Genomic DNA, 26,265 nt, shown 5'->3' with positions numbered 1-26,265 from the left:
AACGGTGTCCAGACTGGATGCCGTAAATAGACTGCCGCAAACTCCGCTGGCCTATATCCGGGCCATCGGCGAAAGGAAGCCTGTAACGATATAATATTACTTTACGCTTCCTTTCTGCCTCATTCCCCATGCTGCTTCTCTGGATCTTGCTGGCCACCGTCGCCGGCGGCCTGATCGCTGTGTCTATCGCCAGTTGGCTGGCGTACCGCGTTTTCAGCAAGTACCTGCATCACATGGTCAGCCTGTCGGTTGGGGTATTGCTGTCCGTTGCGCTGCTGCATTTGCTGCCCGAGGCATTCGAGGGGGCAGATGCCGATGCTCACACTTTATTTGCGTTGCTCTTGGCGGGGTTGCTGGGATTTTTCGTCCTGGAAAAAATCGCCTTGCTGCGGCATAGCCACCACCATGAGGGTGATGGCCATCATCATCACAAGGGACACGACCGGCACGAGGCTGGGCGCGGGGGCGTGCTGATCCTGGTCGGCAGTTCTTTGCACAATTTGTGCGATGGCGTATTGGTTGCGGCGGCGTTTCTCACCGATCCTATCCTGGGCGTACTCACAGCCTCGTCGATCATCGTGCACGAGGTGCCGCACAAATTGGGCGACTTCGTGGTGCTGCTCAATGCGGGTTTGGCGCGGCGCAAGGCGTTTATATTGATCTTGTTTACCAGCCTATGTACTGCGCTGGGCGGGGTGATCGGCTATTTCCTTTTGCAGCAGGCGCAGGATCTGGTTCCTTATGTTCTGGTCATCGCTGCGAGCAGTTTCCTCTATATCTCCGTGTCGGATCTGATTCCGCAAATGCATGAACGAGGTGCGTTGTCTGATGCGATTCCTCAGTTGGTGCTTGTTGGGGTCGGTGTTGCGGTCATATACGGTGTGACGTCGTTCATGCACCATGGGCATGAGCATGGTGGGCACAATCATACGGTCGTGCACGAGGAACATCATGAGGCTGGGCACGCGCATTGATGCGGATGTTCAGTGTGGCGCTTTTGGGTGTCTCGATAGTCAGCGGTCAGAGTTCTTAAGACGCCGGTATGCCGCGTGCGCAGGCTGCACCGGCCCTATCGCAGCGGCTCGGCGCAAGACCAGGCGCCGAGGTCCCCTTCGGGGACTGCCCGCCGCTCAACGGGCCGGCGCAGCCTACGCACGCGGCACACCGGCTCACAAGGAAGGCAGGCCACGGATGCTCGTTGGCTGAGGGCATTAGTGGTGGCCAACGGATCGTTTGACGACCGATGCATTTCATTTCTGTGAGTTCCGCAGGCGGGGCAAAGCGCGATGCCGGCCTTTTGAGCGACGGGTAGTCCCCGAAGGGGACCGAGGCCCCTGGTCATGGGCCGAGCCGTTGCGATTAGGCCGGCATCGCGCTTTGCCCCGCCTGCGGAACGCCTAAAGAACGCTATCCGTCGCCAGCAAACTATCTAATCCCCCTCAAAAAACCAGCCATCTACCGACAAATAAACCATCCCTAAGCAAAACCACTCCACCCGTACTGCGAAAGTACTCAACACCGCCCAGACATTTGCACCCACTCCCACCGCCAAGTACATTCACTCTTGAGACCAGCCAAATCGGCCAGGTCATTGGCATAGGAGTCCCGTCATGAGTTTTGCCCCCGCAGCCGGCCAGCCCACGTCCACTACGATTCACACCGATAGCGAAGGCCTGGAGCAGGGCGGTATCGATCTACCCGTGCACGACGGCACCATCTTTGCTTATTACGCCGCACCGCTAGGGGAAAAGGACCTGCCCGTCGTCCTGGTCATACAAGAAATCTTTGGCGTGCACGAGCACATCAAAGACATCTGCCGCCGCCTGGCCAAAGCCGGCTATCTGGCCATTGCCGCCGACCTGTATCAACGTCAGGGCGACGCGTCGCAATACACCGATATTCCTAAACTGATTTCCGACATCGTTGCAAAAGTCCCGGACGAACAGGTCTACGCCGATCTCGATGCCTGCATCGAATGGGCCGGCCAACATGGCGGCGATACTTCGCGCGTTGGCGTCACAGGATTTTGCTGGGGCGGCCGCTTGACCTGGATGTATGCCGCGCATAATCCCACCGTCAAGGCCGGCGTCGCCTGGTATGGCAAGGTCGCTACCGGCCATGGCCCCCTGATCAAGCAAACGGTCGTGGATGTGGCAGCGAATACGCACGCGCCCGTGCTTGGCCTGTATGCCGGCCAGGATGCCAGCATTCCCCTCGATACGGTCCAGGCGCTACGGTCCGTATTGGCTAGCGGCAACGAAGCCGCACGGGCCTCGGAAATCGTGATCTATCCGGAAGCCAACCACGGTTTTCTCGCAGACTATCGTCCCATGTATCGCGAAGTCGATGCTCGTGACGGCTGGCAACGTATGCTGGAGTGGTTCCAACGGTATCTGTGATGATCGTATCGTGCGGTCGGCGTTGATGCCGTGTTCTGTCACGGCATCAACGGGTTTCCGCGTGATAGTTACGCTTCGTGTCACGGTTTTCCCGCGACGAGGGCAGATCAAAAGCACGCGCTGGCTATACCCCCTTCTGGGTTTTTCTTACCTGCCAGCAGTGTCCGCCGCCAGGGTTGTGTGCGGGGCAGGTTGATCGGTCCTCTTGCGCCACGTGTGCCACGCCGTTGTGAGGAGCAGCCCTCCTGTTGCGGCCATCACCGCCAGCAGTGCATAGTCAAACGAAGCACGCGCACGTTCGGCGAGTATGGCTGCGACAGCGGGTGCGGACGTCGCCGCGACGGCCAGAGCCTCGTCCAGGCTGTCATACACCACCGCAGGCAGCGTGCTGTTGTCGGGCAATATCAAGGTGGCGCCATACACTGCCGTGGCCAGGCTGCCCATGATCGCGACACCGAGCACGGCGCCCAATTCGAAAGACATTTCTTCGACCGAGGCAGCCATGCCGACCTGATCCGCGGGCGCATTGCTCAGGATCGAGCTCGATGCTGCTGTCAGCGCCATCCCGAGCCCAAAACCCATGATCGTCAGGCTGACCAGTTGCCAGACCGGCGCCATCTGATGGGTGCCGACCAACGCAAATGCACCGAGCCCGGCAACAAGCATCGACAGCCACATGCCACGGTTTTCGCCCAGCCTCGGTATCAGCAAGCCCGCGATCGGCCCCGCAACGAACGAAGCCAGCGGCGCAGGCAGGATGAACAGTCCAGCCTGCAACGGCGACATCTGACGGACCAACTGCAGCCATTGGCTATAAATCAATTCAATGCCTGCAAAGGCGATCGCTGCCGCGAGCGCCACGATCACAGCCGTGCTGAATTTGCGATTACGGAACAACCGCAGGTCGATCAGCGGATCCGTCGTGCGTAATTGCCGTTTGACAAAGAACAGCAAAAAGACGGCGCCGATGAGTCCCGCCAACAACGCCAGGCTATAAGACGGCGCGCGCTGGCTGAGCTCTTTGACGGCATACACCGAGCCGACCAGGCCGACCAGGATTTGCCCTGAACCTATCAGGTCAAAGGTCCGGGTCGAGCCACTGCGATGATCCTCGATAAACCACATTGCCAACGGCAACACGATCAACACCGTCGGCACGTTGATCAGAAACACGGATCCCCACCAGTAGTGCTCCAGCAGGGCGCCACCCACGACCGGTCCAAACGCTGCGCCGCCCGAGGCGACCGCTGCCCAGATGCCGATGGCGATCGCCCGCTCACGGGTATCCTGGAACGTATGGCGAATGATCGCGAGCGTGGCGGGCATCATCATGGCCGCGCCTACCGCCAGCAGAACGCGGGCGCCCATCAGCCATTCCGGATTGGCCGCATAGGCTGCCAGCAGCGAAGCGATACCGAATATCGCCATGCCGCCTACAAAGAGCCGCTTGGGCCCATAGCGGTCGGACAAGGTGCCCATCCCGGGCAGCAAGCCGGCGACGGCCAGCGGATAGGCATTGACGATCCACAGTTTTTCAGACGCCGTAGCCTGCAGGGCCAGGGTGAGGTGCGGCAGTGCCGTGTAGAGCACGGTCATGTCGATCACAATCAAGAATAGATCGACCGACACAATGGCCAGGATGAGCCAGCGTAACGCGTGTGATGATGGAGTATGCAAAGACGACATGGGTTGCCCCGCCGGGACTAAGGCGATGCCGTTGAACGAGCAGGCCTACCCATGGCAGACTGGGGCGATGGCGTCCTGCGGCAGGACATGCGCCAGAATGTGGGTCCTGAACGGCATCCAGCCTGGTACCGGATGATGAACGGGATTATAATTTAATTCCATACGTATGTATTTAAAAAAGAGTAACAATGGGCCGAACCCGTACCGTAGATCGTGAACAGCTGCTTGACGCCGCCGAGGCCATTATCGAAACCTCGGGCGCGGCAGGCTTGACCATCGACGCCGTGGCCAAGGCCGTGGGCATCAGCAAAGGCGGCGTGCAATACTGCTTTGGGAACAAAGACGCCCTGGTGGACGCGCTGTTTACACGCTGGGGGGCGTCCTACGACAGATTGTTCGCGCAGACCATGGCGGGCAGCACCGATCCCGTGGATGCCGTGCGCGCCCACGTCGCGGCGACCCGGCGTACCGACGAGGCCAGCGCCAAATCAGCCAGTTTGCTGGCGGCTCTGGCACAAACGCCCGAGCACCTGGTCAGCACGCGCAAATGGTATCGAGAGCGTATTGCCAAGCTGGATGCCACCACGCCAGAGGGCAAGCGCGCCCGATTGGCATTTCTGGCGACAGAGGGAGCGTTCATGTTGCGATTCTTCGGCTTTATGGACGTCGACGAGGCCGAGTGGGAATCCATGTTTGATGATCTGCAGCAATTGCTGTGAGGCTGACGGGACGACACCGGCATCAGGCTGGCCTGCACGCCAGCCCGCATCGGCATCGTGGCTCGGATCCCGTCAATTCCCTGTTTCGCGCAGCCGGCTCGGCAACAATTCGCCATGGCGAGCCAGCAATGGATAGGCGGCCGCACCTACCAAGTGCGAATTGATGCTCTTCATGTCACGCAGAATATCCAAATACAGCGCGCCGACTTCTGCCGCATCGATTTGCCCGGATTTGATTTTCTGCAGATGCGCTTCCGATTCCTGCATTTCCAGTTCCCGGAAACGCGATTTTTCACCTGCCAATTCGCGAGCCTGGCGCACATCATCATTAATGAACAGGGCGGCCGCCTCGCGTTGATTGGCGATCAAGCGGGCCAGCGTCTCGTCCAATTGCTGACGTTGTTCAGCCGGTAAAACCCAGCCTTGTTTGCGCAAACGGGCAATGTGATTGAGCAGGCCATGATGCGTGATGTCCGCGGCGTGCCCAATGTTGCTGGCAAAGGCCAGAATATCGTCCAGCCGTCGGGTATCGTCGCGAGTCATGTCCTCGCGGTCCAGCAAGGCCAGATAGGTAGTAATAGCCGTTTCGATCTTGTCCACGGCGTTATCCAATTGGCGCGCCTGCACGAGGCGATGGCGGTTATCGCGTTTAAAGCCCGCACGGGCATAGAGCAAGAGCGTCTGCAGCATATCGGCCATACGCAGCGCCTCGCGTGCAGCGTTCCCCAAGGCAACCGCCGGCACATCGTGCGCCGATTCGTCCAGATACTGAGGTCTGGCAGGGTCATTGGGATCCGTTCTTTTAGGCAACCAGCGCGTCAGCAGCGCCGCATACGGCGTCAGCAGCGGCAGGAAAATCAAGGCGATCATGGCGTTGAACACGGTGTGAAAGTTCGCCACCAGACGCGCATTGTCGCTCTCCAGCCAACCCATCCAACCCGGCAGCCATGGCAGCAACACCAGCCCCAGCACCACCCCGATGACCCGTGTCAGGAGATTGCCCAGGGGCAGACGGCGAGCGGCTGGATCATCGCCGGTGACGCCCTCGATCATCGGATTGACCGCCGTGCCGAGATTGGCGCCCAATACCAGTGCCAGCGCGAGCGCGGGCGAGACCAGGTGATGCTCCGACAAGGACATGATCAAGACGACGATGGCGACGCTGGAGTGTGCAGCCCAGGTCAGCGCCGCCGACAACAGTACCGCGGCGACAGGCTGGGTGGCCAGCGCATCCAGTATTTGCTGCAGCAAAGGCGCATTTTGCAGAGGAGCGAACAGCTCAACCAACTGATGCAGTGACAGCAATAGCAGCCCCAGGCCTATAAACACCCGGCCCAGGTCACGGGTACGGCCAGGCGGGTAACGGCGAAACATCCATACCCCGGCCAGGATCAGGATGGGGGCCAACGCGGTCAGGTCGAACGACAGCAGCTGCACAATCAAGGTCGTGCCCACATTGGCACCCAGCATCGCAGCCAACGCAGGAGCGAGGCCCACGAGTCCGCCGGCAGCAAACCCCGTGATCATCAGCCCCGTTGCCGTGCTGCTCTGCAACGCGGCGGTAATCCCCAACCCTGTCGAAAACGCCCGTAATCGCGTTCCCAGGGCGCGCCCTAGCGCTGCCCCCAAGGCCGCACCGAACGCACGCTGTACGCCCGTCTGCACCATGTGTACGCCCCACAACAGCAGCGCCACGTATCCCGCAAAATCGAGGAGGGGTATGAGTCCCGACATAGTCAGCCTGAAAAAATCAACGGCACGAGTCGTTGGATTTGGATTGAAACAAACCTGTCATATGTAATCATCGCACGGCGCGATGCCGGGGGGAAATCGTCATCGGGCAAAGAATTCCGAGCTTCCTTTACCCATACCTTATATCTCTGTCCCCAGTTTGACCAGCGCTGTCGATGGCGTGGCTGTCGTCCGCGTATCATGTCTATATGATCCTCATCGTCCCTTTCACAGAGGTTAATCGTGGCAGTCTCCGCATTTGATCTTTTTAAAATCGGTATAGGGCCGTCCAGCTCCCATACGGTGGGCCCCATGCGTGCCGCGCTTTTATTTGCACAGGGTCTGGAGCGTGATGAACTGCTGTCTCAGGTGGCCTCGGTACGGGTAGAGCTATACGGGTCCCTGGGGGCGACCGGCAAGGGACACGGCACCGACAAAGGCGTCATCTTGGGGTTGATGGGGCAGGCTCCCGACACCGTGGACCCGTCAGCGATTGCGGGGCTGCTGCAGTCGGTGCGCACGAATAAGTCTCTCGCGCTGCTAGGCCATTTTGCCGTGCCTTTTATCGAGAAAGAGCACATCCTGTTTTATCGCCGCGAGGCCATGGCCGAGCATCCCAACGGCATGAAATTCCATGCCTACGATGCCGTCGGCAACGCCTTGCGCGAAGCCCGTTATCTCTCGGTGGGTGGTGGTTTTGTGGTGACCGCGGGCGCGTCGAATAGCCAGATCATCGCGGCGCATGACCAGTTGCCATTTCCCTTTCGCACCAGTCGCGAGCTGATGGAAATGTGCCAGGCCGAGTCCTGTACGGTGGCGCAATTGATGATGCGCAACGAACTCGTGTGGCGCACCCAGGCCGAGGTCGACACTGCGCTGGATCGCATCTGGCAAGTCATGCAGGATTGCGTCAGCCGAGGCTGCGGCATCAATTACCCCGAAGCGGATGGCGACTTGCCCGGCCCACTGAAAGTGCGCCGCCGCGCGCCCGAGCTACATCGCAGCCTGACGCAGCGGGCCGAACGCACCCTGTCCGACCCGTTGTCCGTCATGGATTGGGTCAATCTCTATGCGATGGCCGTCAATGAGGAAAACGCCGCAGGCGGCCGCGTCGTGACCGCGCCCACTAATGGCGCGGCGGGCATCATCCCGGCTGTATTGCATTATTACGACCGCTTCGTTCCGGGCGCGAACGCCCAGGGCGTGCGCGATTTTCTGCTGACGGCTGCAGCGATTGGTCTCTTATACAAATACAACGCCTCGATCTCTGGCGCCGAAGTCGGTTGCCAGGGCGAGGTCGGTGTCGCCTGTTCCATGGCCGCCGGGGCGCTGGCAGCCGTGCTGGGCGGCACCGTACACCAAGTCGAAAACGCCGCCGAAATCGGCATGGAACACAATCTGGGGTTGACCTGTGATCCTGTAGGTGGCCTCGTCCAGATTCCCTGTATCGAGCGCAACGCCATGGCATCCGTCAAAGCCGTCAACGCGGCCCGCATGGCTTTGCGTGGCAACGGCCAACATTACGTGTCACTCGACTCGGTCATCAAAACCATGCGCGAAACCGGCGCGGACATGAAAACGAAATACAAAGAAACAGCCCGTGGCGGCTTAGCAGTGAATATCGTGGAGTGTTAGAAAATTAAGCGCCGTCTGAGGAACGCCAGGGAAAGCACGGTTACTCAGAGTGCTCCTACGCGCCTGAGTTTTCTCAGGTTTGTCTTGTCAAATTTCAGACGGAGCTCAGTCAGATGCTACCAAACATTGGCAGTACTAATAACCTTTCTACTGCGGTGGGTGCAACCTCTCCGATTCACCAGCCTGAATCAGCCACAGCGGGCAGCGCCGTGACGCTTAAGCAGTTCTACACAGCCCTATTTGAAGACGATGCGCCGACACTCGAAGCATGGATCAATAATGGTCAAATTGACACCGAGTTACTGGGCTCTCAAAACCCGCTCGATTCCTACAACGATCCTCTGTTCATTTATCTGGCAAAAAATCCCAAACCCGCATGTAAACATTTGATCAACGAACTGATCCAGATGGCGCCTGCCGATCAACTGGAGGCTACCGACAAAAACGGCGAGACGGCCATGATGGCAGCAGCAAAGTACGGCAACGGCCTTATCTTGCGCCAATTGGCCGAACGAGGCGCAAATCCCAATGCTGTCGATCGACATGGGCGCAACGCGCTGATGCTTGTCGCCATTGCCGGATCTGGAAGCAACTCGGTGAATGTTGCACGGTATCTGTGTCGTAATGGACTGCACCTCGATGCACAGGACGAGACCGGGCGTACGGCGCTGCATCACGCTGCTGCTAACTTCGGATACGAGGTCGTTGCTCCGCTGATAGCGGCCGGTGCGGACAGGAGCATCAAGGATCGGAATGGACAGACTGCTTTGGATATCGCTCTGCCCTATGCAGAGCATGAAAAGCAAAATTTCATTGACAGGAACATGGTGGGCCTCCTGACGACTTCGCGTACCGAGATGTTGGCATACCTCGCGTCGTGGTTTAGCGAAGGGGTCCGTGCTGATCTACTAAAAGCGACGACGCGGGCCTATCAGGCATTCGCAGACACGGTAGAGTACGCCACAGGGATTCGCATGGAGACCGTGGCGTCGGCAGTCGCCGACAGCGAAAACGTCAGTAGCGACGCTGCTGCGGAGCAAAACTCGGAGCCGACCGATGCAACACAAGAGCTGCTCAGCGAGCCTGCTGACGTCGTACCCGAGCAGGCCGTGGTCAGCGGCAATCTTGTCACGACTCTGGGTGGCGAGGGTGAGATCGAAAACGCGCCCGCAGCCGACGCTGACAACAAATCAATTCAATAATTGATCCGCGACGTGCGTTGACGAAAGCATCGGCGCATTGATATGTCGACGCGCCGATGCGTTATCGGCGGATCTGTCCGGACTCATACAGCATCCGTGATCCGTCGATAACGACAATCCACCACCGCGCTCGATTACCATGAATCATTCAGCGTAGGTGGCAGTAATTCTGCAATTACAGCGCCAGAAACGCCACGATCACCAGCGCAATCAACACGACCTTGGTGATCTTGTACACCGTACGATTCCACGTCTTGAACTGCTTGCGCTTTTGATCGATGACCCAGTGGGCATGCGTCAGTTTGTTGATGGCGCCGGTCTGATCGCCGCCATCGTTCGGCGAGCTGGCCGCCGACATCACGACACGCCCGAACCACCGGTTAAACGCCTCGGCCCATCGCCATTTCAGCGGGCGTTCGATGTCGCAAAACAAAATGATGCGGTTGGCCTCAGACTGGTTGTGGGCTTCGTGCACATACGTTTCGTCAAAGACCACGCTTTCACCATCCCGCCAACTATACGGCTCGCCGTCGACGATGATGTGGCATCTGTCATCATTGGGCGTAGTCAAGCCCAGGTGATAGCGCAGCGAGCCTGCAAAGGGGTCACGGTGCTTGTTGAGCTTGCCGCCAGGGGGTAGCTCGGCAAACATGGCCGCCTTGACTTTAGGCAGGCTTTTCAGGATGGCGACGGTGCGCGGGCACAGTTCCTCTGCCGACGGATGACGAGCGTCATACCATTTCAGATAGAAACGCTTCCACCCATATTTGAAAAATGAATTAAAGCCGATGTCGTCATGCTTCTCGGCGGCCTTGATGCGGCGCAGCTCGGCCATTTTTAGCGCTTCGTCGCGGATGACTTCCCAGTTGTCATCCAGTACCTGCAACTCAGGAATCTCGCGCGAGGGCAGGTAGGGGGTGGTCGGCACACGCGAACACAGCACCATAAAGGCGTTGACCGGCGCCAGCACGGCGGATTGATCCAACAGCTGACGGGACAGACGCAGACGCACACGGCCTCGAAAATGTGCAAACAGGATGGAGGCCAGCCAGATAGCAAGAATCAGCCACTTCATAACGCATAGCTCTCAGAGAGCCAACCGATAAAAGACAACTTATTTTCTCATAGCTTGGCAAAAGATGACGGAGTGCGGCCCTGGCGTACCCGCGCAGACGGCCGACTGGGTACAATTCCGACCATGTCTGAAGCCGTTACCTCCAAGCCTGCCTTTGTCCATTTGCGCGTCCATTCCGAGTTCTCGGTGGTGGATGGCATCGTGCGCGTTCCTGACCTGATCAAGCGGGTCGCCCAGCTGGGCCAGCCCGCCGTGGCCCTCACGGATCTGTCCAATATTTTCGGGCTGATCAAATTCTATAAGGGCGCACGTGGAAAGGGGGTCAAACCGATCGCGGGCTGCGATGTCTGGTTGACCAATGACGATGACCCCGACAAGCCTTTCCGCCTGCTGTTGCTCGTACGCAACCACAAAGGCTATCTGAACCTCTGCGAGCTGCTGACTCAGTCTTTTTTGACCAACCAGGGCAGAGGCCGTGCCGAAATCCGCCGTGAGTGGCTGGCGGGTCGAGAGGGGCTGATTGTGCTCTCTGGGGGGCGGGGCGGCGACATCGGGCATGCCCTGGATACGGGCAATGCCGTCACGGCGTTGTCGTTGGCGAGGCAATGGGGGCAATTATTCCCCGGGGCTTTTTATATCGAGCTGCAGCGCAGTGGCGCCGACGGTGACGAGGCCTATACCCAGGCCGCCATGCGTCTGGCCGCCGAGGCCGGACTGCCCGTCGTGGCCACTCATCCCGTGCAGTTCCTGGATCAAAGCGAATTTCAGGCTCACGAGGCGCGCGTATGTATCTCCCAGGGCGAGATCCTGGCCGATCCGCGCCGGGTGCGCCGTTTCACAAAAGAGCAATATCTACTCAGTTCCGAGGACATGGCGCGGCGCTTTGCCGATGTGCCCTCGGCGCTGGCCAACACCATCGAAATTGCCAAGCGGTGCAATCTGACGCTGGTGCTGGGCAAGCCACGGCTGCCTATATTCCCCACGCCCGAGGGCGTGTCTCTGGATGACTATCTGGTACAGCTCTCCGAGGCCGGCCTGGAAAAGCGCCTGGAATTCCTGTTCCCCGACCAGGCCGTTCGCGACGCCAAGCGCGAGCAGTATTACGAGCGCCTGCGCTGGGAGTGCAAAACCATCATTCAGATGGGCTTTCCGGGCTACTTCCTGATCGTTCAGGACTTTATCAATTGGGGCAAGAGCAACGGCGTGCCCGTCGGTCCGGGCCGGGGCTCGGGTGCGGGCTCACTGGTGGCGTACGCGCTGGGCATTACCGATCTGGATCCGATCCGCTATGACTTGCTGTTCGAGCGGTTCCTGAATCCCGAGCGGGTATCCATGCCCGACTTTGATATCGACTTCTGCCAGGACAACCGCGAACGCGTCATCGACTACGTCAAGATGAAATACGGCCGAGACGCCGTGAGCCAGATTGCGACCTTTGGTACCTTGGGCGCCAAGGCCGTGGTCCGCGATGCGGGGCGGGTGTTGGACATGCCCTATCTGTTCTGCGATGGCCTATCCAAGCTGATCCCGTTCAACCCGGCCGATCCTTGGTCGCTCGACCGCACCCTGAAAGACGAGCCGGCATTCAAAGAACGCTACGAACAAGAAGAAGAAGTCCGCGCGCTAGTTGACCTGGCCCAGCCCCTGGAGGGCTTGACCCGCAACATCGGCATGCACGCGGGCGGGGTGCTGATCGCGCCAGGCAAACTCACCGATTTCTGCCCGCTGTACTGCCAGCCGGGGCAGGAAAACAGTGCGGTGTCGCAGTTTGATAAAGACGACGTCGAGGCCGCCGGCCTGGTGAAGTTCGACTTTCTGGGGCTGCGAAACTTGACGATTCTGGATTGGGCCGTACGCTATGTACGCCAGTTCAATGAATCCAAGCGCGAGTTCGACATCATGTCGCTCGAACTCGACGATCAGGCGGCCTACAAGATCCTGTGCGATGCGAACACGACGGCTGTGTTCCAGCTGGAATCGCGCGGGATGAAAGAGCTGTTGAAAAAACTTCGGCCCAGCAACTTCGAAGACATCATCGCTATGTTGGCGCTCTACCGACCGGGTCCGTTGGAATCCGGCATGGTGGATGACTTCGTCAACCGTAAACACGGACGTGCGGCGGTGGATTATTTCCACCCCGATCTGGAAAACACGCTGAAAAGCACCTACGGGGTCATCGTCTACCAAGAGCAGGTGATGCTGATCTCGCAGATCATCGGCGGCTACTCGCTGGGCGGCGCTGACTTGCTGCGCCGCGCCATGGGCAAGAAAAAGCCCGAGGAAATGGCCAAGCACCGCGAGTTGTTCGAAAAGGGTGCCAAGGAAAAAGGCCATGACCCGGATCTGGCCGTCAAGCTGTTCGACTTGATGGAAAAATTCGCCGGCTACGGTTTTAACAAATCGCACTCGGCGGCCTATGCGCTGATCTCCTATCAGACCGCCTGGCTCAAGGCCTATCACCCGACTGAGTTTCTGGCCGCCACGATGTCGTCGGACATGGACGACACGGACAAAGTGCAGATTTTCTGCCGCGATGCCCAGGAAAACGGCGTGGTAGTGCTGCCGCCCGACGTCAACGCGTCGGGTTACCGGTTCGAGCCTGTGCAGGACGAGCACACCAAGCAGGGCAAGCCGCCTCGCACCATGCGCTATGGCTTGGGTGCGGTCAAGGGCACCGGACAAGGCGCCGTCGAGGAAATCCTGCGTGCTCGCGAGGCGGAGGGTCCCTTTGCGAATCTGTTCGATTTCTGTCGGCGTATTAACAAGCATGCCGTCAATCGCCGCACGATCGAGGCGCTGATTCGCGCGGGGGCATTTGACACCATCGAGCCTAACCGCGCCGCCATGCTGGCCTCGGTCAGCACCGCAATGGAAGCCGCCGAGCAGGCCGCCCGCAGCGCGAATCAGGCCTCCTTGTTTGGCGACGACAGCGGTGACGTGGTCGCAGGCGAACTCAGCAAGGTCGCCCCGTGGAACCTGCACACCAAGCTGACTGAGGAAAAATCAGCGCTGGGTTATTACTTCAGCGGCCATTTGTTTGATTACTGGCGCGACGAGGTCCGCCGCATCGTGCCCACGCAGCTCGCACGTATCGAGCCACAGCGAGATTTGCAATGGATGTGCGGCGTATTGGCGGGCGTGCGGACCATGATGACCCGGCGCGGCAAAATGGTATTTGCAGTGCTGGATGATGGCACTGCCCAATTGGAAATTTCCGTTTTCAACGAGCTGTACGAAAAGCATCGTTCCCGCTTGCGCGAAGACCAGCTGATCATCGTCCAGGGCAAAGTCAGCAATGACGATTATTCCGGCGGTATGCGCATCGTGGCGGATCAGCTTTACGATTTGCAGTTGGCCCGCGAGGCGCGCGCGAAATCGCTGCGCGTCAAACTCAACGGCCAGGCCGACGCCAAGCGCCTCCACCAGATGCTCAACCCATTCCGGGCCGAGCCGGAAAATGGCATTCCTGGTGTGCCGGTTGATATTATTTACGAGCATGACAATTTCTTGTGCACGGTACGGCTGGGCGAGGAATGGCGTGTGCGCATGGCCGATACTTTGCTTGACAACCTGACTGCCTGGGCGAATCCTGACGGGGTAGAGGTGACCTATTGATGCAACCGCTACGCATACTCCACTCCGAGGCGGCCGTCGCATTCGGCGGGCAGGAACACCGCATTTTCAAGGAAATGCATGCCATGCGCGCGCGCGGCCATCACATCGAGGCCGTCTGCCAGCCGCAAGCCCAGTTGGTGCCGCGTCTGCGTGACGCGGGGTTTACGGTACATACCGTGCCCATGGGCGGCTTGGTCAAATACCTCAAGGGCGTAGTCGCCGTGCGGCGCATTCTGCTGGAGGGCAATTACGATGTGGTCAACACTCACAGCCGTATCGATACCCTGATCGCCGGCACGGCGGGGCGTCTGGCCGGTACGCCGCTCATCGTACGCACGCGCCATCTGGCCAGTAAAGTCGGATCGATGCTGTCCTACACCTGGCTGCCGCATCGTGTCACCACAGTCAGCGAGTATGTGCGCCGCTATCTGGTCAGCCGAGGTGTGCCCGCCGAACATACCGCCACCCTGTATTCCCCTGTTGTTCTGCCGCCGCCTGTCGAGCACTCGACATTGCGCAGCGAACTCGGCTTGGCCGAGGACGATATCGTGGTGGGTTGTGTCGCGGTGATGCGTGCGGCCAAAGGCCATAAAAGCCTGATCGACGCCATGCGCCCCTTGATGGCGACGCGGCCCAAACTGCATATGGTATTCGTGGGCTCGGGTTCGCCGACGTTCGAAAACACACAGGCCTACATTCAGGAACTGGGCCTGCAGGACCGCATCCACCTGATGGGCACGCGGCGCGACGTGCCCAATCTGCTGGCGGGCTTTGATCTGTTTGCGCTGGCCACCGAACAAGAAGCGTCCGGCACGGTATACGTCGAGGCCGAAGCCGCCGGGCTGCCGGTCATCGGCACGGATGTCGGCGGCGTATCCGAAATGATGCGTGACGGCGTGACCGGCATCCTGGTGCCGCTGCACGATCACGCTGCATTACAAAGCGCATTGGAGCGTTTGATCGACAATCCCGAACTGCGCCGCGAAATGGGCGAAGCCGGCCGTCGCATGGTGTGGGAAGAGGGCGTGTTTTCTCCCGCACGTTTGGCGGAAAACACAGAGGCGGTCTACCGTAAATGGTTGGCGGAGCGCCGATCGTGAACCCTATCACCAGTGATCTCGCGTCCGCGCACCGCACCAACGGTCATGCGGCCCAGGCCAACAGCCGCGCCGCTCTGGCGTAACGTGCTCAAGAGTGATTCCGCATGTCTAACGCGCCCAACGTTCCTGTCCTGATGTATCACCATGTCCACCCGGCTGGCGGCATGATTGCCGTGACGCCTGAGGTGTTCGAACAACAGATCGCGGGTCTGGCCCGTGCAGGCTACACCTCGCTGAGCGCCCAGCAGTTCGCTGATTATCTGGCCGGCGGTACCGTTCCCGAAAAGTCCGTTCTCATTACGTTTGACGACGGTTATCTGAATAACTGGACATACGCGCATCCGATTCTGCAACGCTATGGCATGAAAGCCGTCCTGTTTCTGATTACAGGCTGGCTCGGCCAGGGAGACGTGCGTCCCTACGAGGGGCAGGGCTTGCCCGTGCCGCATTCGCCCGATCACCATGAAAGCAAACGCCTGGTCGCAGAGGGCCGCACCGACGAGGTGATGCTGCGCTGGAGCGAGGTGCGCGCCATGTTGGCGGCAGGGACCTTCGAAGTGCATTCCCATACGCACACCCATACCCGTTGGGACAAGGAATGCGGCCCTGACGTTGCTGCCAAACGCGAGCACGTTGCCCAGGAATTAAAAGATTCCCGTGCAGCCCTGGTTCGCGAGTTAGGTGGTGTCAGTGATCATCTGTGCTGGCCACAGGGCTACTTTGACGACGATTACGTACAGATGGCCCGCGAGGCAGGCTTCAAACATTTGTACACCACTGATGCCTTGGGCCAAAACCTGCCGGGCACCAACCCCGAGCACATCTATCGTTTTGCGGTACGCAACCTCGGCGGATCCTGGTTGAACCGTCGCATCTGGATGTCCCGTCATCCCATCGTTGGCCCGCGTTATCACGCCTGGAAGGCGTGGAAAAGACGGCTGAGGAATCGTAAATGAAGCTCTCGGTCATCATCATTACCAAAAACGAGGCCAAGCACATCGTGGGCTGCCTGGAATCGGTGGCCTTTGCCGACGAGTTCATCGTGGTGGACTCCGGCAGCACGGATAATACTGTCGAACTCGCCCGCGATTTTGGCGCACGTGTCGAAACCACGTCCGATTGGCCGGGCTTCGGACCACAGAAAAACCGCGCGCTTGATCTGGCCACTGGCGACTGGGTCCTGTCCATTGATGCGGATGAGCGTGTCACACCAGAATTGGCCCGCGAGATCCAGGCGGTGCTTGCGTCGCCAAAGGCCGAGGCCTATGACATCCCGCGATTGTCGGAATTCTGCGGCCGTTTCATCCGCCACAGTGGCTGGTGGCCCGACTACGTGCTGCGTTTGTTCAAGCGTGGCACTGGGCGCTTTACTGACGCCGCCGTGCACGAGCGAGTCGTGCCGCAAGGCCCCGTATTGCAACTGAAGGGGCATTTCGAGCATTATCCGTATCCTAATCTGGATGCGCTGATCAACAAGATCAACCGTTATTCTTCGGACGCCGCAACCATGATGTACGCCCGTGGTAAACGGGCGACGGTGTTCAGTGCATTGGGCCACGGGTTTTGGACTTTTGTGCGTATTTATTTGATTCGTCGAGGGTTTCTTGACGGGCGCCACGGCTTGGTGCTGGCCGTGACGGCAGCGGCAGGCAGTTTTTTTCGATACGCCAAGCTCAGCTTTTTGTCTGATCAGCGTAAATAATCCTCAGTGAAGATCCTTTACACCAATTTCCACCCGCGTAATGGGGGCGGCCATACGACCTACATTACCAGCCTGGCAAAAGCGCTGGCGGGTGATCATCAGATCACCGTGGCTGCGCCGGACACGAGCCGGCTGTTTCGCTACGCGGGGGCGATTCCTGGTGTGCGCACCGTCGGTATGCGTTTCACGACGCGGCTGTCATCCTGGTTTGGCGAACGCGCCGCGTTGAGGCGTTTGATTGCGCAAGAGCGCTACGACATCATTCATGTCAATGGTTCGGCAGACCATAAGCAGGTCATGCTTGCACTGATGGGCATGCGCCATCGCCCGCGTGTTGTGTTCACCAAGCATAACGATCATCCCCTGGATTCCTTGGGCCATCGCATGCGGGCTGCCTTGGCGACAGATCATGTCATTGCCGTCAGCGACTTTGTGCGGAACATGGTGATGGCCTCGCCATATCGGCGCGTACCGACCACCACGATCCGGCATGGCATCGATACCGATTATTTTGCTCCGTTCGATATCACGCAGGTTTCAGAGACCGGGTCTTCTTCGGCAGAGGCGCTGCGCGATCATTATTTCGGTCCTGCCTGGCGTGGCCATTTATTGCTTGGCAGCGCTGGCGGTACCGATTATGCAAAGGGTTGGCTCGATCTCGTCGACGCCGCAGGCAGCCTACCTGCTGATCTGCGCGAGCGCATTTTCATTCTCGTGGCGGGTGATCTTCCCAATGACGACAAGCTGGCACGCGTACGCGCGGCAGGCATGCAGGACCAAGTCTTTTTCCCTGGTTTGCTGGACGACGTCCGCGATGCTCTGGCCTGTTGCCATGTCGGCTTCGTACTGTCCTATCGCGAAGCCTTGTCGTATGCCTGTCGAGAGGTGATGTCGCTGGGCTTGCCTGCATTGGTGAGCAATGCGGGCGGCCTGCCGGAAAATGTCCGAGACGGCGAGGATGGCTGGATCGTGCCCGTTCGCGATGTTCCCGCCATCGCTCAAGCTCTGACCTTGATGTTGCAAGACCCCAGCAGGGTGTCCATCATGGGGGCAGCGGCGCGGCGTAGTGCCGTCGATTTTTTTGGCCTCGACGATTTTGCTCGGGCGACCGTGGACGTTTATCGAGAGACGTTGACAGCCTGAGCTGACGAGCTGACGTCACAGACGTCTCGACTGCGCCGGGTCCTCATAGTTCATGGCAGTTCGCCTTCATCTCGGCCGGCCGTCGATCAGTCCGGCGGCGAGCCATCACACGGGGTGCTTCAGCGGCGAGGTGTCGAGTTCGAGGCGCATCAGCCATTGAAGCGCCTCCTCTCGGTTCTGGCCGCACATTTCCAAAGAGGCTTGCAGACCCGAGCAACAGGATGGCCGCTCAGGCTGGCCAAAAATCCGGCAACGCATCATTTCATCCAATTGGATGCAGGGCGTACCCGCAGGTTTGCCGTGCGGCATCCCAGGGATCGCGCTGGAAATCGACGGTGCCGTGCAGCACGCTCCGCACCCCGGGCGGCATTCCATGGCGGCCCCCATGCTCAGACCCATCCCCGCAGCCAATACACGAGCAGGCCGGCATACTCTTTGATAATGCTGCGGCTGGCATCGAGCGTTCGCATATGCGGCAGCCACGGTGTCACCGATCCATCGGGCGGCAAGAAAATCTGTGGCGGCGTCGAGGCCGGGATGGCAGACACGCCTTGCTTGGAAAAGGCGGCCATTGCGCGCGGCATATGCAGTGCCGAGGTCACCAGCAAGATGCGCTTGAAACCGTGCTCTTTCAGTTCTTCTTCGGTCTGCGTGGCATTTTCATAGGTCGTGCGGCTGGCGTTTTCCAGTACCAGGGCGCTTTCCGGGACGCCTTGTTGCTTCATCGTATAGGCCATGCCGCGAGCTTCACTGATATCGCCTTCCAGCGCCCCGCCAGACAGGACCACCTTAGGTGCTCGTCCGGCCTTGTATAGATTAGTGGCAGTATCTACCCGCACGATCGCTGTGTCCTTGTCGTAGGGTAGAAACCAATTGGCGCGCCCATTCGCCGTATTGCCGCCCAACACCACAATAGCGTCGGCGACGGGCAGTTCCGCCGCAGGCAGGTGCGGGTAACGTGCCTCGAGTGAGCCTCCCAGCCATATCGACGTCGCAGGCAGCGACCAGGCCGTCAGCCAGATGATGCCTGCAACAGCGAGAGCAGCGCCTGTCTTGCGAAAGCGAAACAGGCCTAGGACCAAACCCAGAACGACAAAAGTCACGCAGAGGTTTTGCGGAATAATGAGGTTGGCCAGGTAATTCGTAAAAGTCATGTAAAAAAATCCGGTCAAGCAGGTTGCAGCAAGTTGCCGACTTCACGTTCGACTTCGTCGGCAGCAGGCCAGTTCCCGTCCGATCCAAGGCAGATCGCACGGGGCGACCAGGGGCCCGTACGTCCTGGACTCGTGACGCCAAATAGCGTCAGTTGCGATGCATCAGCCGCTGCAGCGATGTGCGACACCCCAGAATCATTACATATCACCAATGAGGCGCGTGTCGTCAGCGCGGCAAAGGCTCCCAGAGGGGTAGCAGGCAGCAGGCGCGCTGTCGGCGCATTGCACTGCGCTTGCTCAACCTCGGCAGGAGGAGGGCACATTACCACGGTATGGCCATGTGCCTGTAACGCGCGCGTTAACGTATCAAAATGTGGCCAGACTTTAACTTTGCCTTTGTGCAGGCCAGTCGCTGTGGGGGCAATCAAGATAAAACGCTGTGCCGTCAGACCGGCCTCACGCAACAGCACATCTGCGGCCTCTTGCTGGGCGGCAGTGATGGGCAAATTCAGCGTTGAGTCCGGTTGTTCAGTACCTACTGGCAGTCCCCAACGCGCCAAAGCGCTGCGTGTCAGGTAATACCAGGATTGCACGGCGTGCAGGCGCGGGTCGGGCTTGGCAATCGGCCAGCGCAACAGCAGGCTGCGGCCATCGTCCCGATAGCCGGCGCTGGGGATTCCAGCCAGCCGAAACGTCGCGGCACTCGAGAGCGAGTCGGGCAGGGTCACGCCCCGCACCCGCTTCGCGGCCGCACCCCATGTGCGCCGATGTTCGCGCACAGCGCGGTAGTCCTCTTTCAGGCGGCCCTTCATGGGGATGAAATCATGTTTGACAACGCCGTCCAACAAGTCGCGCGCCCAGGGGCGTGCACAGACGACGACCGGCAAGCCAGTCGCGCTCAGGAGTGCCAGGCTGGGCAGGCTCATGCAAACATCGCCAACCCAATTAGGCAGACGGACATAAAGGCAAGAAATCTCTGATGTGGGCAACTTCAGTTCCTTGGAACGGTCGAACGGTACAATCCCGAGCACAATTGTATTAAAGCGAGCCCCCTCTTGAATTCTGACGCCCGTCACGCACCCGCTGGATCTCATCCGGTCAAGTCCGAACTCTGGAAGCGCGTCTATAGCCGCGTCGGTTCCTACTGGAAGGGGCTGCTGCTGGCTATCCTGCTGATGGCTGGCGCCGCCGCCACGCAGCCGACGCTGGCCATCATCATGAAGCCCTTGCTCGATGATGGTTTTGCGGGCACCAAGCCGTATTACGTGTGGGCGATCCCCCTCGCCGTGGTGGGTCTGATCTTCTTACGGGGAGTATGTAACTTTTTCAGCGATTACTTGTTGGCCTGGGTGGCCAATAATGTCCTGCTCGGCATGCGCCGCGACATGTTCGAGCGCCTGCTCGGCTTGCCCGATGCGGACTTCAAGCGCGGCGATACCGGGCGGCTGCTGAATCGCTTTACCATCGATGCCGGCAACGTCACCGGCTACGCCACCGATGTGATCACCGTCCTGGTGCGTGAAACGCTCGTCGTGATCGCGCTGATTTGCGTGCTGCTGTACATGTCCTGGATGCTGACGCTGATCATCCTGGTCATGCTGCCCGTGTCGGTCCTGATCGCGCGCGCATTCATTCGGCGCCTGCGTCGCATCAATCGCGAAACCGTTAATATGAATGCCGAGTTGACCCGTGTGGCCAGCGAGGGCATCAATGGTCAACGCGTCATCAAGCTGTTCGACGGCTATGAGGCGGAGCGCGGCCGTTTTGCGTTCGTGAATGCGCGCTTGCGCCGTTTCGCCATGCGGACTGCCACGGCCGATGCTGCCATGACGCCGTTGACCCAGGTCTGCATCTCGATCTCTGTGGGTGCCATCATCGCCGTAGCGCTCAGCCAGGCCAATCACGGCAATCTGACCGTCGGTAGCTTTGCCTCTTTTATGGCTGCGCTGGCCCAGATTTTTGACCCCATCAAACGCCTGACCAACCTCGCCGGCAAAATGCAGAAAATGCTGGTGTCGGCAGAGAGCGTCTTTACCCTGATCGATCAGGATCCCGAGGTCGATACCGGCACGCGCACTTTGCCCGAACCGGTGCGCGGGCGCATTGAGTTCCGTCAGGTCACGCATCGCTTTCCGGATGCCGAGCGCGACACCTTGCATGACGTTTCCTTTCAGATCGAACCCGGGCAGACCGTCGCCTTGGTCGGACGCTCAGGCAGCGGCAAGACCACACTGGCCAATATGTTGCCGCGTTTCGTCCTCCCTGGGGCGGGCGATATTCTGATCGACAATGTGCCGATCAATGAGCTCACCCTGCGCAGCCTGCGTTCCCATTTATCCTTGGTCAGCCAGGACGTGGTGCTGTTTGACGACACCATCGCGGCCAACGTGGGTTATGGCGCATTAGGGCAGGCGAGCGACGAACAGATACGCGATGCCTTGGCCGCCGCCAACCTGCTCGAGTTCGTCGACAGCCTGCCGCAGGGCATGCACAGCCCCGTGGGCGAAAACGCCGCCCGCCTGTCGGGCGGACAACGTCAACGCCTGGCGATTGCCCGCGCATTGATTAAAAATGCCCCGATCCTGATTCTGGACGAGGCGACTTCCGCACTCGATAACGAGTCCGAGCGTCAAGTTCAGTCATCGCTCGAGCGTCTCATGCGCGGTCGTAGCACGCTGGTGATTGCACACCGCCTGTCTACCGTGCAAAACGCCGACCGCATCATCGTTCTGGATGGCGGCCGGATCGTTGAGCAAGGCGCACATGCAGAGCTGTTGGCCGCACAGGGCCTCTATGCCTCGCTCTACAACATGCAATTCCGCGAGGACTGACTCGCCGCTTTAGCGCGGTGAGCCCCTCATGACAACAAACTGAATGTGTGCTGACAACTAGCTGAAGGTAAACTGATCTGATTCCGCTGCAATGGTGGGAGTCCGCCATGAAAGCGCCCTTTGTATTGCCGTGAGTGCGGACGAGGCCCCTGGCACGTCGATGCGTCTCGCAATATCCATACAGATCCGGGTACGCCAATGCTAGAGTTTCTGCAGACCCTTCATTGGGGGGCGGTATTTCAAATCATCCTTATCGATCTCCTGCTGGGGGGAGATAACGCCGTCGTGATTGCCTTGGCGTGTCGCGGTTTGCCGCCGGCCAAGCGTATGCAGGGCGTTCTTTGGGGCAGCGCCGGCGCCGTCATGTTGCGCGTGATCCTGATCAGTTTTGCCTTGGCTTTGTTGAGCGTTCCGTTTCTCAAAGTCTTTGGTTGTCTGCTGTTGCTCTGGGTCGGCATCAAATTGATGGTTCCTCAATCCGGCAGTCACGACAAGATCCAAAGTACGGCGTCTGTGCTGGCGGCAGTCAAAACCATCATCGTGGCGGATTTCGCGATGAGCCTGGACAATGTCATCGCCATTGCGGGGGCTGCTGAAAACACCCATGCCGATCATCAGATCTTCTACGTCATTTTTGGCCTGCTCGTCAGCGTGCCCATCATCATCTGGGGCAGCACCCTATTACTCAAGCTGATAGACCGCTTTCCCCTGCTGGTCGCGTTCGGGGCAGGGCTGCTGGGGTGGATTGCCGGCGGCATGTTGATCACAGACAGCTATTTTGTGCAGCGCCTGGGGCAGCCCACCACGGCAGCCAAGCTTGCCGCAGAGTTGGCGGGCGCATTCGTTGTCGTTGCCGTGGGCAAAAGGCTGGCCGCTTACCACCGTAGGCGAGAGCAAAAGTCGCGCGATTCCCTTGAAACGTAACTAATATACACAACGCCGTTTCAACCGAAGTTCGGCTTGAAATCCCTCGCATCTATGAGAAACAAGTCGTTTTATGTCCGTACTTGTGTCTCATCGATACATAAAGTCAATAATTAGTATTACAGAATTTTAATTTTGCCGATATGCTTTGCCGTCCCAGGGCGGGGTGGGAAAGCGGTGCAATGCAGCAATAACAATTCCCTAGAAAAGCAGGCGCGCTCTGAGAAAACCATAAACCGGTCTTAGCTTATCCAGGAGCCTATTGAATGGCCGATGTCTTGCGTTTTCCTAACGAAATTCGTTTATTGACCGTTGATCAAAACACTGTCCCCGGCTCCGATAGATTGGTGGTAGGCAGCTACGAAAAAGCCAGCTATGTCACCTTGTCAAATGAGTCGGGATCAACGGATGTCATGGATTTCACCGTGGCAGCAAACCAGGCGAATCTGATCATCAGTCCCGACTTTACGTTGGTAGACGGAATACATGTCCGCTTTGAGGCGTTGGATTCCACGATGCTGTCAACAGGGACGACCGTGTTTTATCCCGTCGTTGAGTCGCTCGATTTCACGATGGGCTCGAACACGACATTGGAATATGTCCAGCCCAGTTCCGGTGACAGCACTTCAATCGGCAGTGTCAATCTGAACATGACCGCGAGCGGTACCTCTTTTATCTATACCCCCAGCGACGTAATCCAGGACAATCTGCTGATCAATGGGTTGGGTCCGGGGAGCACGATTCAGGTCGTTGGCGCTGATTCGTCCTCGCTTAATGGCGACCAACTGGCATTTGTGGACGCTCAAGGCAATCAGATCGCTCAGTTTGGGGTGCAAAACATACTGGACGTTTCCAAGCTGCGCTTTGAGGGCGGTACCGTCAGTTATGCCTGCTATTTGAAAGGGACCCACATCGCCACACCGGACGGCGAGGTCAAGATCGAGACATTGCGCACAGGCGACAAAGTCATGACGGCCAACGGGGGCGTGGCCACAGTAAAGTGGGTCGGCTATCGCACTTTGTATCGCAGGTCCATTCCGGCATCACATGCTGCCAAAGCGTTCCCCATTTTGTTCAAGAGGGACTCCTTGGCCGACAACGTGCCGCATCGGGACTTAATGGTATCTCCGTGGCATCATCTGTTCTTCGACGGCATGCTTGTGCCGGCATTTGCGCTGGTGAATGGCAAGACAATCGTTCAGCAGCTCGACATGCCCAAGTTCCAGTACTTCCACCTGGAGCTGGAGTCATTCGACATCCTTCTGGCAGAGGGCGTGCCCGCTGAGTCCTACGTGGACACAGGCAACCGGTCCATGTTCCAGAATGCGTCCACGGTATCGCTGCGAGCAGATTTTGAGCCGCCAGTAGGGCGCCAGAAAATCCCCGGCATCCGTATCGTGCGTAAGGGGGCACCAGTCCAAGCGCTGCAGCAGGCCCTGATGGACCGCGCAAACCGGCTGGAAGCAGCCGCCCCTGCGCCGGAAGAGATCCGACGCCGGGCATAGCCGCCGCTTTGTCCCAGGATCAGCGCTCCTGGGAAACGACACCCTTCAAACCAGGATGATGTCGTACTGCTCTTGCGAATAAGCCGTCTCGACTTCCAGCGAGACCGGCTTGCCGACGAAATCTCCCAGCATCGCCAGATGCTGGCTTTCTTCTTCCAGGAACAGGTCCACGACATTTTGCGAGGCCAGAATACGGAACTCGCGCGGATTGAACTGACGCGCTTCCCGCAAAATCTCGCGCAGGATTTCATAGCAGACCGTACGGGCCGTGCGCACATTCCCCCGCGATTCGCACATAGGGCAGGGCTCACACAACTGATGCGCCAGCGAATCCCGCGTGCGTTTACGCGTCATTTCCACCAGCCCCAACTGCGTAAATCCGTTGACTGTCATGCGGGTACGATCGCGTGCCAGCGCCTTTTTCAGTTCGGCCAACACAGTTTCCCGATGCTCCAGGTCCTCCATATCGATGAAATCCAGGATAACAATGCCCCCCAGATTACGCAGTCGCAATTGGCGGGCGATAGCCTGGGCAGCCTCCAGATTGGTCTTGAAAATCGTGTCATCAAAGTTGCGGCCACCCACAAAACCACCCGTATTGACGTCTACGGTGGTCAGCGCCTCGGTCTGATCAATAATCAGGTATCCCCCCGATTTCAGATCTACCCGGCGCGACAGGGCTCGCGCGATCTCGGCATCCACATTAGCCGTATCGAATAGCGGACGCTCACCACTGTAATGTTGAATACGGTCCGCCACTGATGGCGTATAGAGACGCGCCCACTCGATCAAGGCCGTGGTCGTCGTACGCGAATCCACCTGAATGGTCCCGGTATTGGCTCCGACCATGTCGCGCAACACACGTTGCTCGAGCGTCAGGTCATGATGCAGCAGGGCGGGGGCGGGGTTGCTGCGAGCCGCGGCTTGTACGCTCGCCCAGAGCTTACGCAGGTATTCCAGATCCGCACTCAGCTCATCGTCGGTGGCGCCTTCGGCCTGAGTACGCACGATCAAACCCCCTTTCTCATCCTCGGGGATGAGTGCCTGCAGGCGTTCGCGCAGTTGAATCCGCTCAGCTTCCGAGTCGATCTTTTGCGAGATACCAATATGCGGGTCATGCGGTAAGTACACCAACATACGTCCGGCGATACTGATTTGAGTCGAGAGGCGAGCTCCTTTGGTGCCCAGCGGGTCTTTGATCACCTGCACCATTAGGGTCTGACCCTCGAATAGCAGCTTTTCGATAGGGGTAGGCGTCAGGCCTTGGCTGCGCTCACTGCGGTTCTCGCGCAGGTCCGCAATATGAATAAAAGCGGCGCGCTCCAGGCCTATCTCTATAAAAGCACTCTGCATCCCGGGCAGCACCCGCACGACGCGGCCCAGATAAATATTTCCCACATGTCCGCGCTGAATACTGCGTTCTACGTGCAATTCCTGTACTGCGCCCTGTTCCACCAGGGCAACCCGTGTTTCAAAGGGGGTGATATTGATCAGGATGTCTTCGCTCATAAGCTCAGGTCGCGTTATCGTGGATTCAGCGTCAATAGTAAACGGTGACAGACGGCTGCCGATCTTTATATCGCCCTATATTGAATCAATGGGCTGGTATGGCGTACGTCTGTGAGGCCGCATAGGGAAAACAGCTCGGAAAATCCGTCTGAATCTGCCTCGTCCCCAAATTATTTTCAAATTTATCGACCGATTTGCCAACGCCTCAAAAAATCGTGTATAGTCTCGCTCCTTCGCTGCTTGAACACGAATTCAGACGAAACGCAGTTTCAGACGAGGCGGGTTGAGGGGGTGGGGCCGAAGTGGTGACGCAGTAAATTCCCGCGATGATGATT

General features: G+C 58.8%; 20 protein-coding genes. 13 read left to right on the top strand and 7 right to left on the bottom strand.

The features are described 5' to 3' along the window. The first annotated feature begins 128 nt into the window (after positions 1-128). Positions 129-974: a ZIP family metal transporter gene (locus tag ACYVI2_RS21435; RefSeq protein WP_415821702.1), complete on the top strand. Its 846-nt coding sequence runs from the start codon at positions 129-131 to the stop codon at positions 972-974. A gap of 636 nt (positions 975-1,610) precedes the next feature. After that, the gene (locus ACYVI2_RS21430) at positions 1,611-2,399 is read left to right on the top strand and encodes a dienelactone hydrolase family protein (RefSeq protein WP_415822237.1); all 789 of its coding nucleotides are present in this window, start codon (positions 1,611-1,613) and stop codon (positions 2,397-2,399) included. A gap of 147 nt (positions 2,400-2,546) precedes the next feature. On the opposite strand, the gene ACYVI2_RS21425 is transcribed toward ACYVI2_RS21430, so the two are convergent. Continuing rightward, positions 2,547-4,085, bottom strand: coding sequence for an MFS transporter (locus ACYVI2_RS21425; RefSeq protein ID WP_415822238.1), 1,539 nt, complete (start codon positions 4,083-4,085; stop codon positions 2,547-2,549). Between the two features lie 188 nt (positions 4,086-4,273). Between ACYVI2_RS21425 and ACYVI2_RS21420 the strand changes: the two genes are divergently transcribed. After that, entirely contained in the window at positions 4,274-4,804 is a 531-nt protein-coding gene (locus tag ACYVI2_RS21420) for a TetR/AcrR family transcriptional regulator (protein ID WP_415822239.1), read from the top strand. Positions 4,805-4,876: 72 nt separating this feature from the next. On the opposite strand, the gene ACYVI2_RS21415 is transcribed toward ACYVI2_RS21420, so the two are convergent. Further along, positions 4,877-6,538, bottom strand: a complete 1,662-nt coding sequence (locus tag ACYVI2_RS21415; protein ID WP_415822240.1) for a Na/Pi cotransporter family protein — start codon at positions 6,536-6,538, stop codon at positions 4,877-4,879. 240 nt (positions 6,539-6,778) lie between these two features. Between ACYVI2_RS21415 and ACYVI2_RS21410 the strand changes: the two genes are divergently transcribed. Both ACYVI2_RS21410 and ACYVI2_RS21405 read left to right on the top strand, forming a co-directional pair. After that, positions 6,779-8,170, top strand: coding sequence for a serine dehydratase alpha family protein (locus tag ACYVI2_RS21410; RefSeq protein ID WP_460490350.1), 1,392 nt, complete (start codon positions 6,779-6,781; stop codon positions 8,168-8,170). Positions 8,171-8,283: 113 nt separating this feature from the next. Continuing rightward, positions 8,284-9,372: an ankyrin repeat domain-containing protein gene (locus ACYVI2_RS21405; protein ID WP_415822243.1), complete on the top strand. Its 1,089-nt coding sequence runs from the start codon at positions 8,284-8,286 to the stop codon at positions 9,370-9,372. 175 nt (positions 9,373-9,547) lie between these two features. Here the strand turns inward: ACYVI2_RS21405 and lpxO are convergent, their stop codons facing one another. Beyond that, positions 9,548-10,447 (bottom strand): lipid A hydroxylase LpxO, encoded by a 900-nt coding sequence (gene lpxO / locus ACYVI2_RS21400; protein ID WP_415822245.1) that lies wholly within the window; start codon positions 10,445-10,447, stop codon positions 9,548-9,550. Between the two features lie 123 nt (positions 10,448-10,570). On the opposite strand from lpxO, the gene dnaE reads away from it, so the two are divergent. From dnaE to ACYVI2_RS21375, 5 genes are all read left to right on the top strand, one after another. Continuing rightward, entirely contained in the window at positions 10,571-14,062 is a 3,492-nt protein-coding gene (gene dnaE / locus ACYVI2_RS21395) for a DNA polymerase III subunit alpha (protein ID WP_415822246.1), read from the top strand. After that, positions 14,062-15,162: a glycosyltransferase family 4 protein gene (locus tag ACYVI2_RS21390; RefSeq protein ID WP_415822248.1), complete on the top strand. Its 1,101-nt coding sequence runs from the start codon at positions 14,062-14,064 to the stop codon at positions 15,160-15,162. The genes dnaE and ACYVI2_RS21390 overlap by 1 nt, the downstream gene beginning before the upstream one ends. Positions 15,163-15,266: 104 nt before the next feature. Next, positions 15,267-16,118: a polysaccharide deacetylase family protein gene (locus ACYVI2_RS21385; RefSeq protein ID WP_415822250.1), complete on the top strand. Its 852-nt coding sequence runs from the start codon at positions 15,267-15,269 to the stop codon at positions 16,116-16,118. Then, positions 16,115-16,864, top strand: coding sequence for a glycosyltransferase family 2 protein (locus tag ACYVI2_RS21380; protein WP_415822251.1), 750 nt, complete (start codon positions 16,115-16,117; stop codon positions 16,862-16,864). Before ACYVI2_RS21385 ends, ACYVI2_RS21380 begins: the two co-directional genes overlap by 4 nt. Positions 16,865-16,870: 6 nt before the next feature. Next, positions 16,871-18,007: a glycosyltransferase gene (locus tag ACYVI2_RS21375; RefSeq protein ID WP_415822253.1), complete on the top strand. Its 1,137-nt coding sequence runs from the start codon at positions 16,871-16,873 to the stop codon at positions 18,005-18,007. 105 nt (positions 18,008-18,112) lie between these two features. Here the strand turns inward: ACYVI2_RS21375 and ACYVI2_RS21370 are convergent, their stop codons facing one another. From ACYVI2_RS21370 to ACYVI2_RS21360, 3 genes are read right to left on the bottom strand one after another with little or no spacing between them, the layout of a single operon-like run. Further along, positions 18,113-18,382 carry a YkgJ family cysteine cluster protein gene (locus tag ACYVI2_RS21370; protein WP_415822254.1) on the bottom strand — a complete coding sequence of 90 codons (270 nt, stop codon included), beginning with the start codon at positions 18,380-18,382 and terminating at the stop codon, positions 18,113-18,115. Between the two features lie 14 nt (positions 18,383-18,396). Further along, the gene (locus ACYVI2_RS21365; RefSeq protein ID WP_415822255.1) at positions 18,397-19,161 is read right to left on the bottom strand and encodes a YdcF family protein; all 765 of its coding nucleotides are present in this window, start codon (positions 19,159-19,161) and stop codon (positions 18,397-18,399) included. A gap of 14 nt (positions 19,162-19,175) precedes the next feature. Next, positions 19,176-20,087 carry a glycosyltransferase family 9 protein gene (locus ACYVI2_RS21360; protein WP_415822257.1) on the bottom strand — a complete coding sequence of 304 codons (912 nt, stop codon included), beginning with the start codon at positions 20,085-20,087 and terminating at the stop codon, positions 19,176-19,178. 129 nt (positions 20,088-20,216) lie between these two features. On the opposite strand from ACYVI2_RS21360, the gene msbA reads away from it, so the two are divergent. From msbA to ACYVI2_RS21345, 3 genes are all read left to right on the top strand, one after another. Then, positions 20,217-21,992, top strand: a complete 1,776-nt coding sequence (msbA, locus tag ACYVI2_RS21355) for a lipid A export permease/ATP-binding protein MsbA (RefSeq protein WP_415822258.1) — start codon at positions 20,217-20,219, stop codon at positions 21,990-21,992. Between the two features lie 198 nt (positions 21,993-22,190). Continuing rightward, positions 22,191-22,916: a TerC family protein gene (locus tag ACYVI2_RS21350; RefSeq protein ID WP_415822260.1), complete on the top strand. Its 726-nt coding sequence runs from the start codon at positions 22,191-22,193 to the stop codon at positions 22,914-22,916. 266 nt (positions 22,917-23,182) lie between these two features. After that, a complete protein-coding gene (locus ACYVI2_RS21345) occupies positions 23,183-24,421 on the top strand; it encodes a Hint domain-containing protein (RefSeq protein ID WP_415822262.1) in 1,239 nt (412 codons plus the stop codon). A 45-nt stretch (positions 24,422-24,466) separates the two neighbouring features. Here ACYVI2_RS21345 and rng read toward each other — a convergent pair whose 3' ends face one another. Beyond that, positions 24,467-25,930 (bottom strand): ribonuclease G, encoded by a 1,464-nt coding sequence (gene rng, locus ACYVI2_RS21340; protein WP_415822263.1) that lies wholly within the window; start codon positions 25,928-25,930, stop codon positions 24,467-24,469. Between the last annotated feature and the right edge of the window lie 335 nt (positions 25,931-26,265).

Source organism: Bordetella tumbae (assembly GCF_054780995.1).
Note: the sequence above shows the minus strand (reverse complement) of the source record. Positions and strands in the feature narration are given on the sequence as shown.

Bases quoted from the DNA above. Each gene is read 5' to 3' on its own strand.
- ACYVI2_RS21435 (WP_415821702.1), top strand. From the start codon at position 129: ATGCTGCTTCTCTGGATCTTGCTGGCCACCGTCGCCGGCGGCCTGATC.
- ACYVI2_RS21430 (WP_415822237.1), top strand. From the start codon at position 1,611: ATGAGTTTTGCCCCCGCAGCCGGCCAGCCCACGTCCACTACGATTCAC.
- ACYVI2_RS21425 (WP_415822238.1), bottom strand. From the start codon at position 4,085: ATGTCGTCTTTGCATACTCCATCATCACACGCGTTACGCTGGCTCATC.
- ACYVI2_RS21420 (WP_415822239.1), top strand. From the start codon at position 4,274: ATGGGCCGAACCCGTACCGTAGATCGTGAACAGCTGCTTGACGCCGCC.
- ACYVI2_RS21415 (WP_415822240.1), bottom strand. From the start codon at position 6,538: ATGTCGGGACTCATACCCCTCCTCGATTTTGCGGGATACGTGGCGCTG.
- ACYVI2_RS21405 (WP_415822243.1), top strand. From the start codon at position 8,284: ATGCTACCAAACATTGGCAGTACTAATAACCTTTCTACTGCGGTGGGT.
- lpxO (WP_415822245.1), bottom strand. From the start codon at position 10,447: ATGAAGTGGCTGATTCTTGCTATCTGGCTGGCCTCCATCCTGTTTGCA.
- dnaE (WP_415822246.1), top strand. From the start codon at position 10,571: ATGTCTGAAGCCGTTACCTCCAAGCCTGCCTTTGTCCATTTGCGCGTC.
- ACYVI2_RS21390 (WP_415822248.1), top strand. From the start codon at position 14,062: ATGCAACCGCTACGCATACTCCACTCCGAGGCGGCCGTCGCATTCGGC.
- ACYVI2_RS21385 (WP_415822250.1), top strand. From the start codon at position 15,267: ATGTCTAACGCGCCCAACGTTCCTGTCCTGATGTATCACCATGTCCAC.
- ACYVI2_RS21380 (WP_415822251.1), top strand. From the start codon at position 16,115: ATGAAGCTCTCGGTCATCATCATTACCAAAAACGAGGCCAAGCACATC.
- ACYVI2_RS21370 (WP_415822254.1), bottom strand. From the start codon at position 18,382: ATGGAATGCCGCCCGGGGTGCGGAGCGTGCTGCACGGCACCGTCGATT.
- ACYVI2_RS21365 (WP_415822255.1), bottom strand. From the start codon at position 19,161: ATGACTTTTACGAATTACCTGGCCAACCTCATTATTCCGCAAAACCTC.
- ACYVI2_RS21360 (WP_415822257.1), bottom strand. From the start codon at position 20,087: ATGAGCCTGCCCAGCCTGGCACTCCTGAGCGCGACTGGCTTGCCGGTC.
- ACYVI2_RS21350 (WP_415822260.1), top strand. From the start codon at position 22,191: ATGCTAGAGTTTCTGCAGACCCTTCATTGGGGGGCGGTATTTCAAATC.
- ACYVI2_RS21345 (WP_415822262.1), top strand. From the start codon at position 23,183: ATGGCCGATGTCTTGCGTTTTCCTAACGAAATTCGTTTATTGACCGTT.
- rng (WP_415822263.1), bottom strand. From the start codon at position 25,930: ATGAGCGAAGACATCCTGATCAATATCACCCCCTTTGAAACACGGGTT.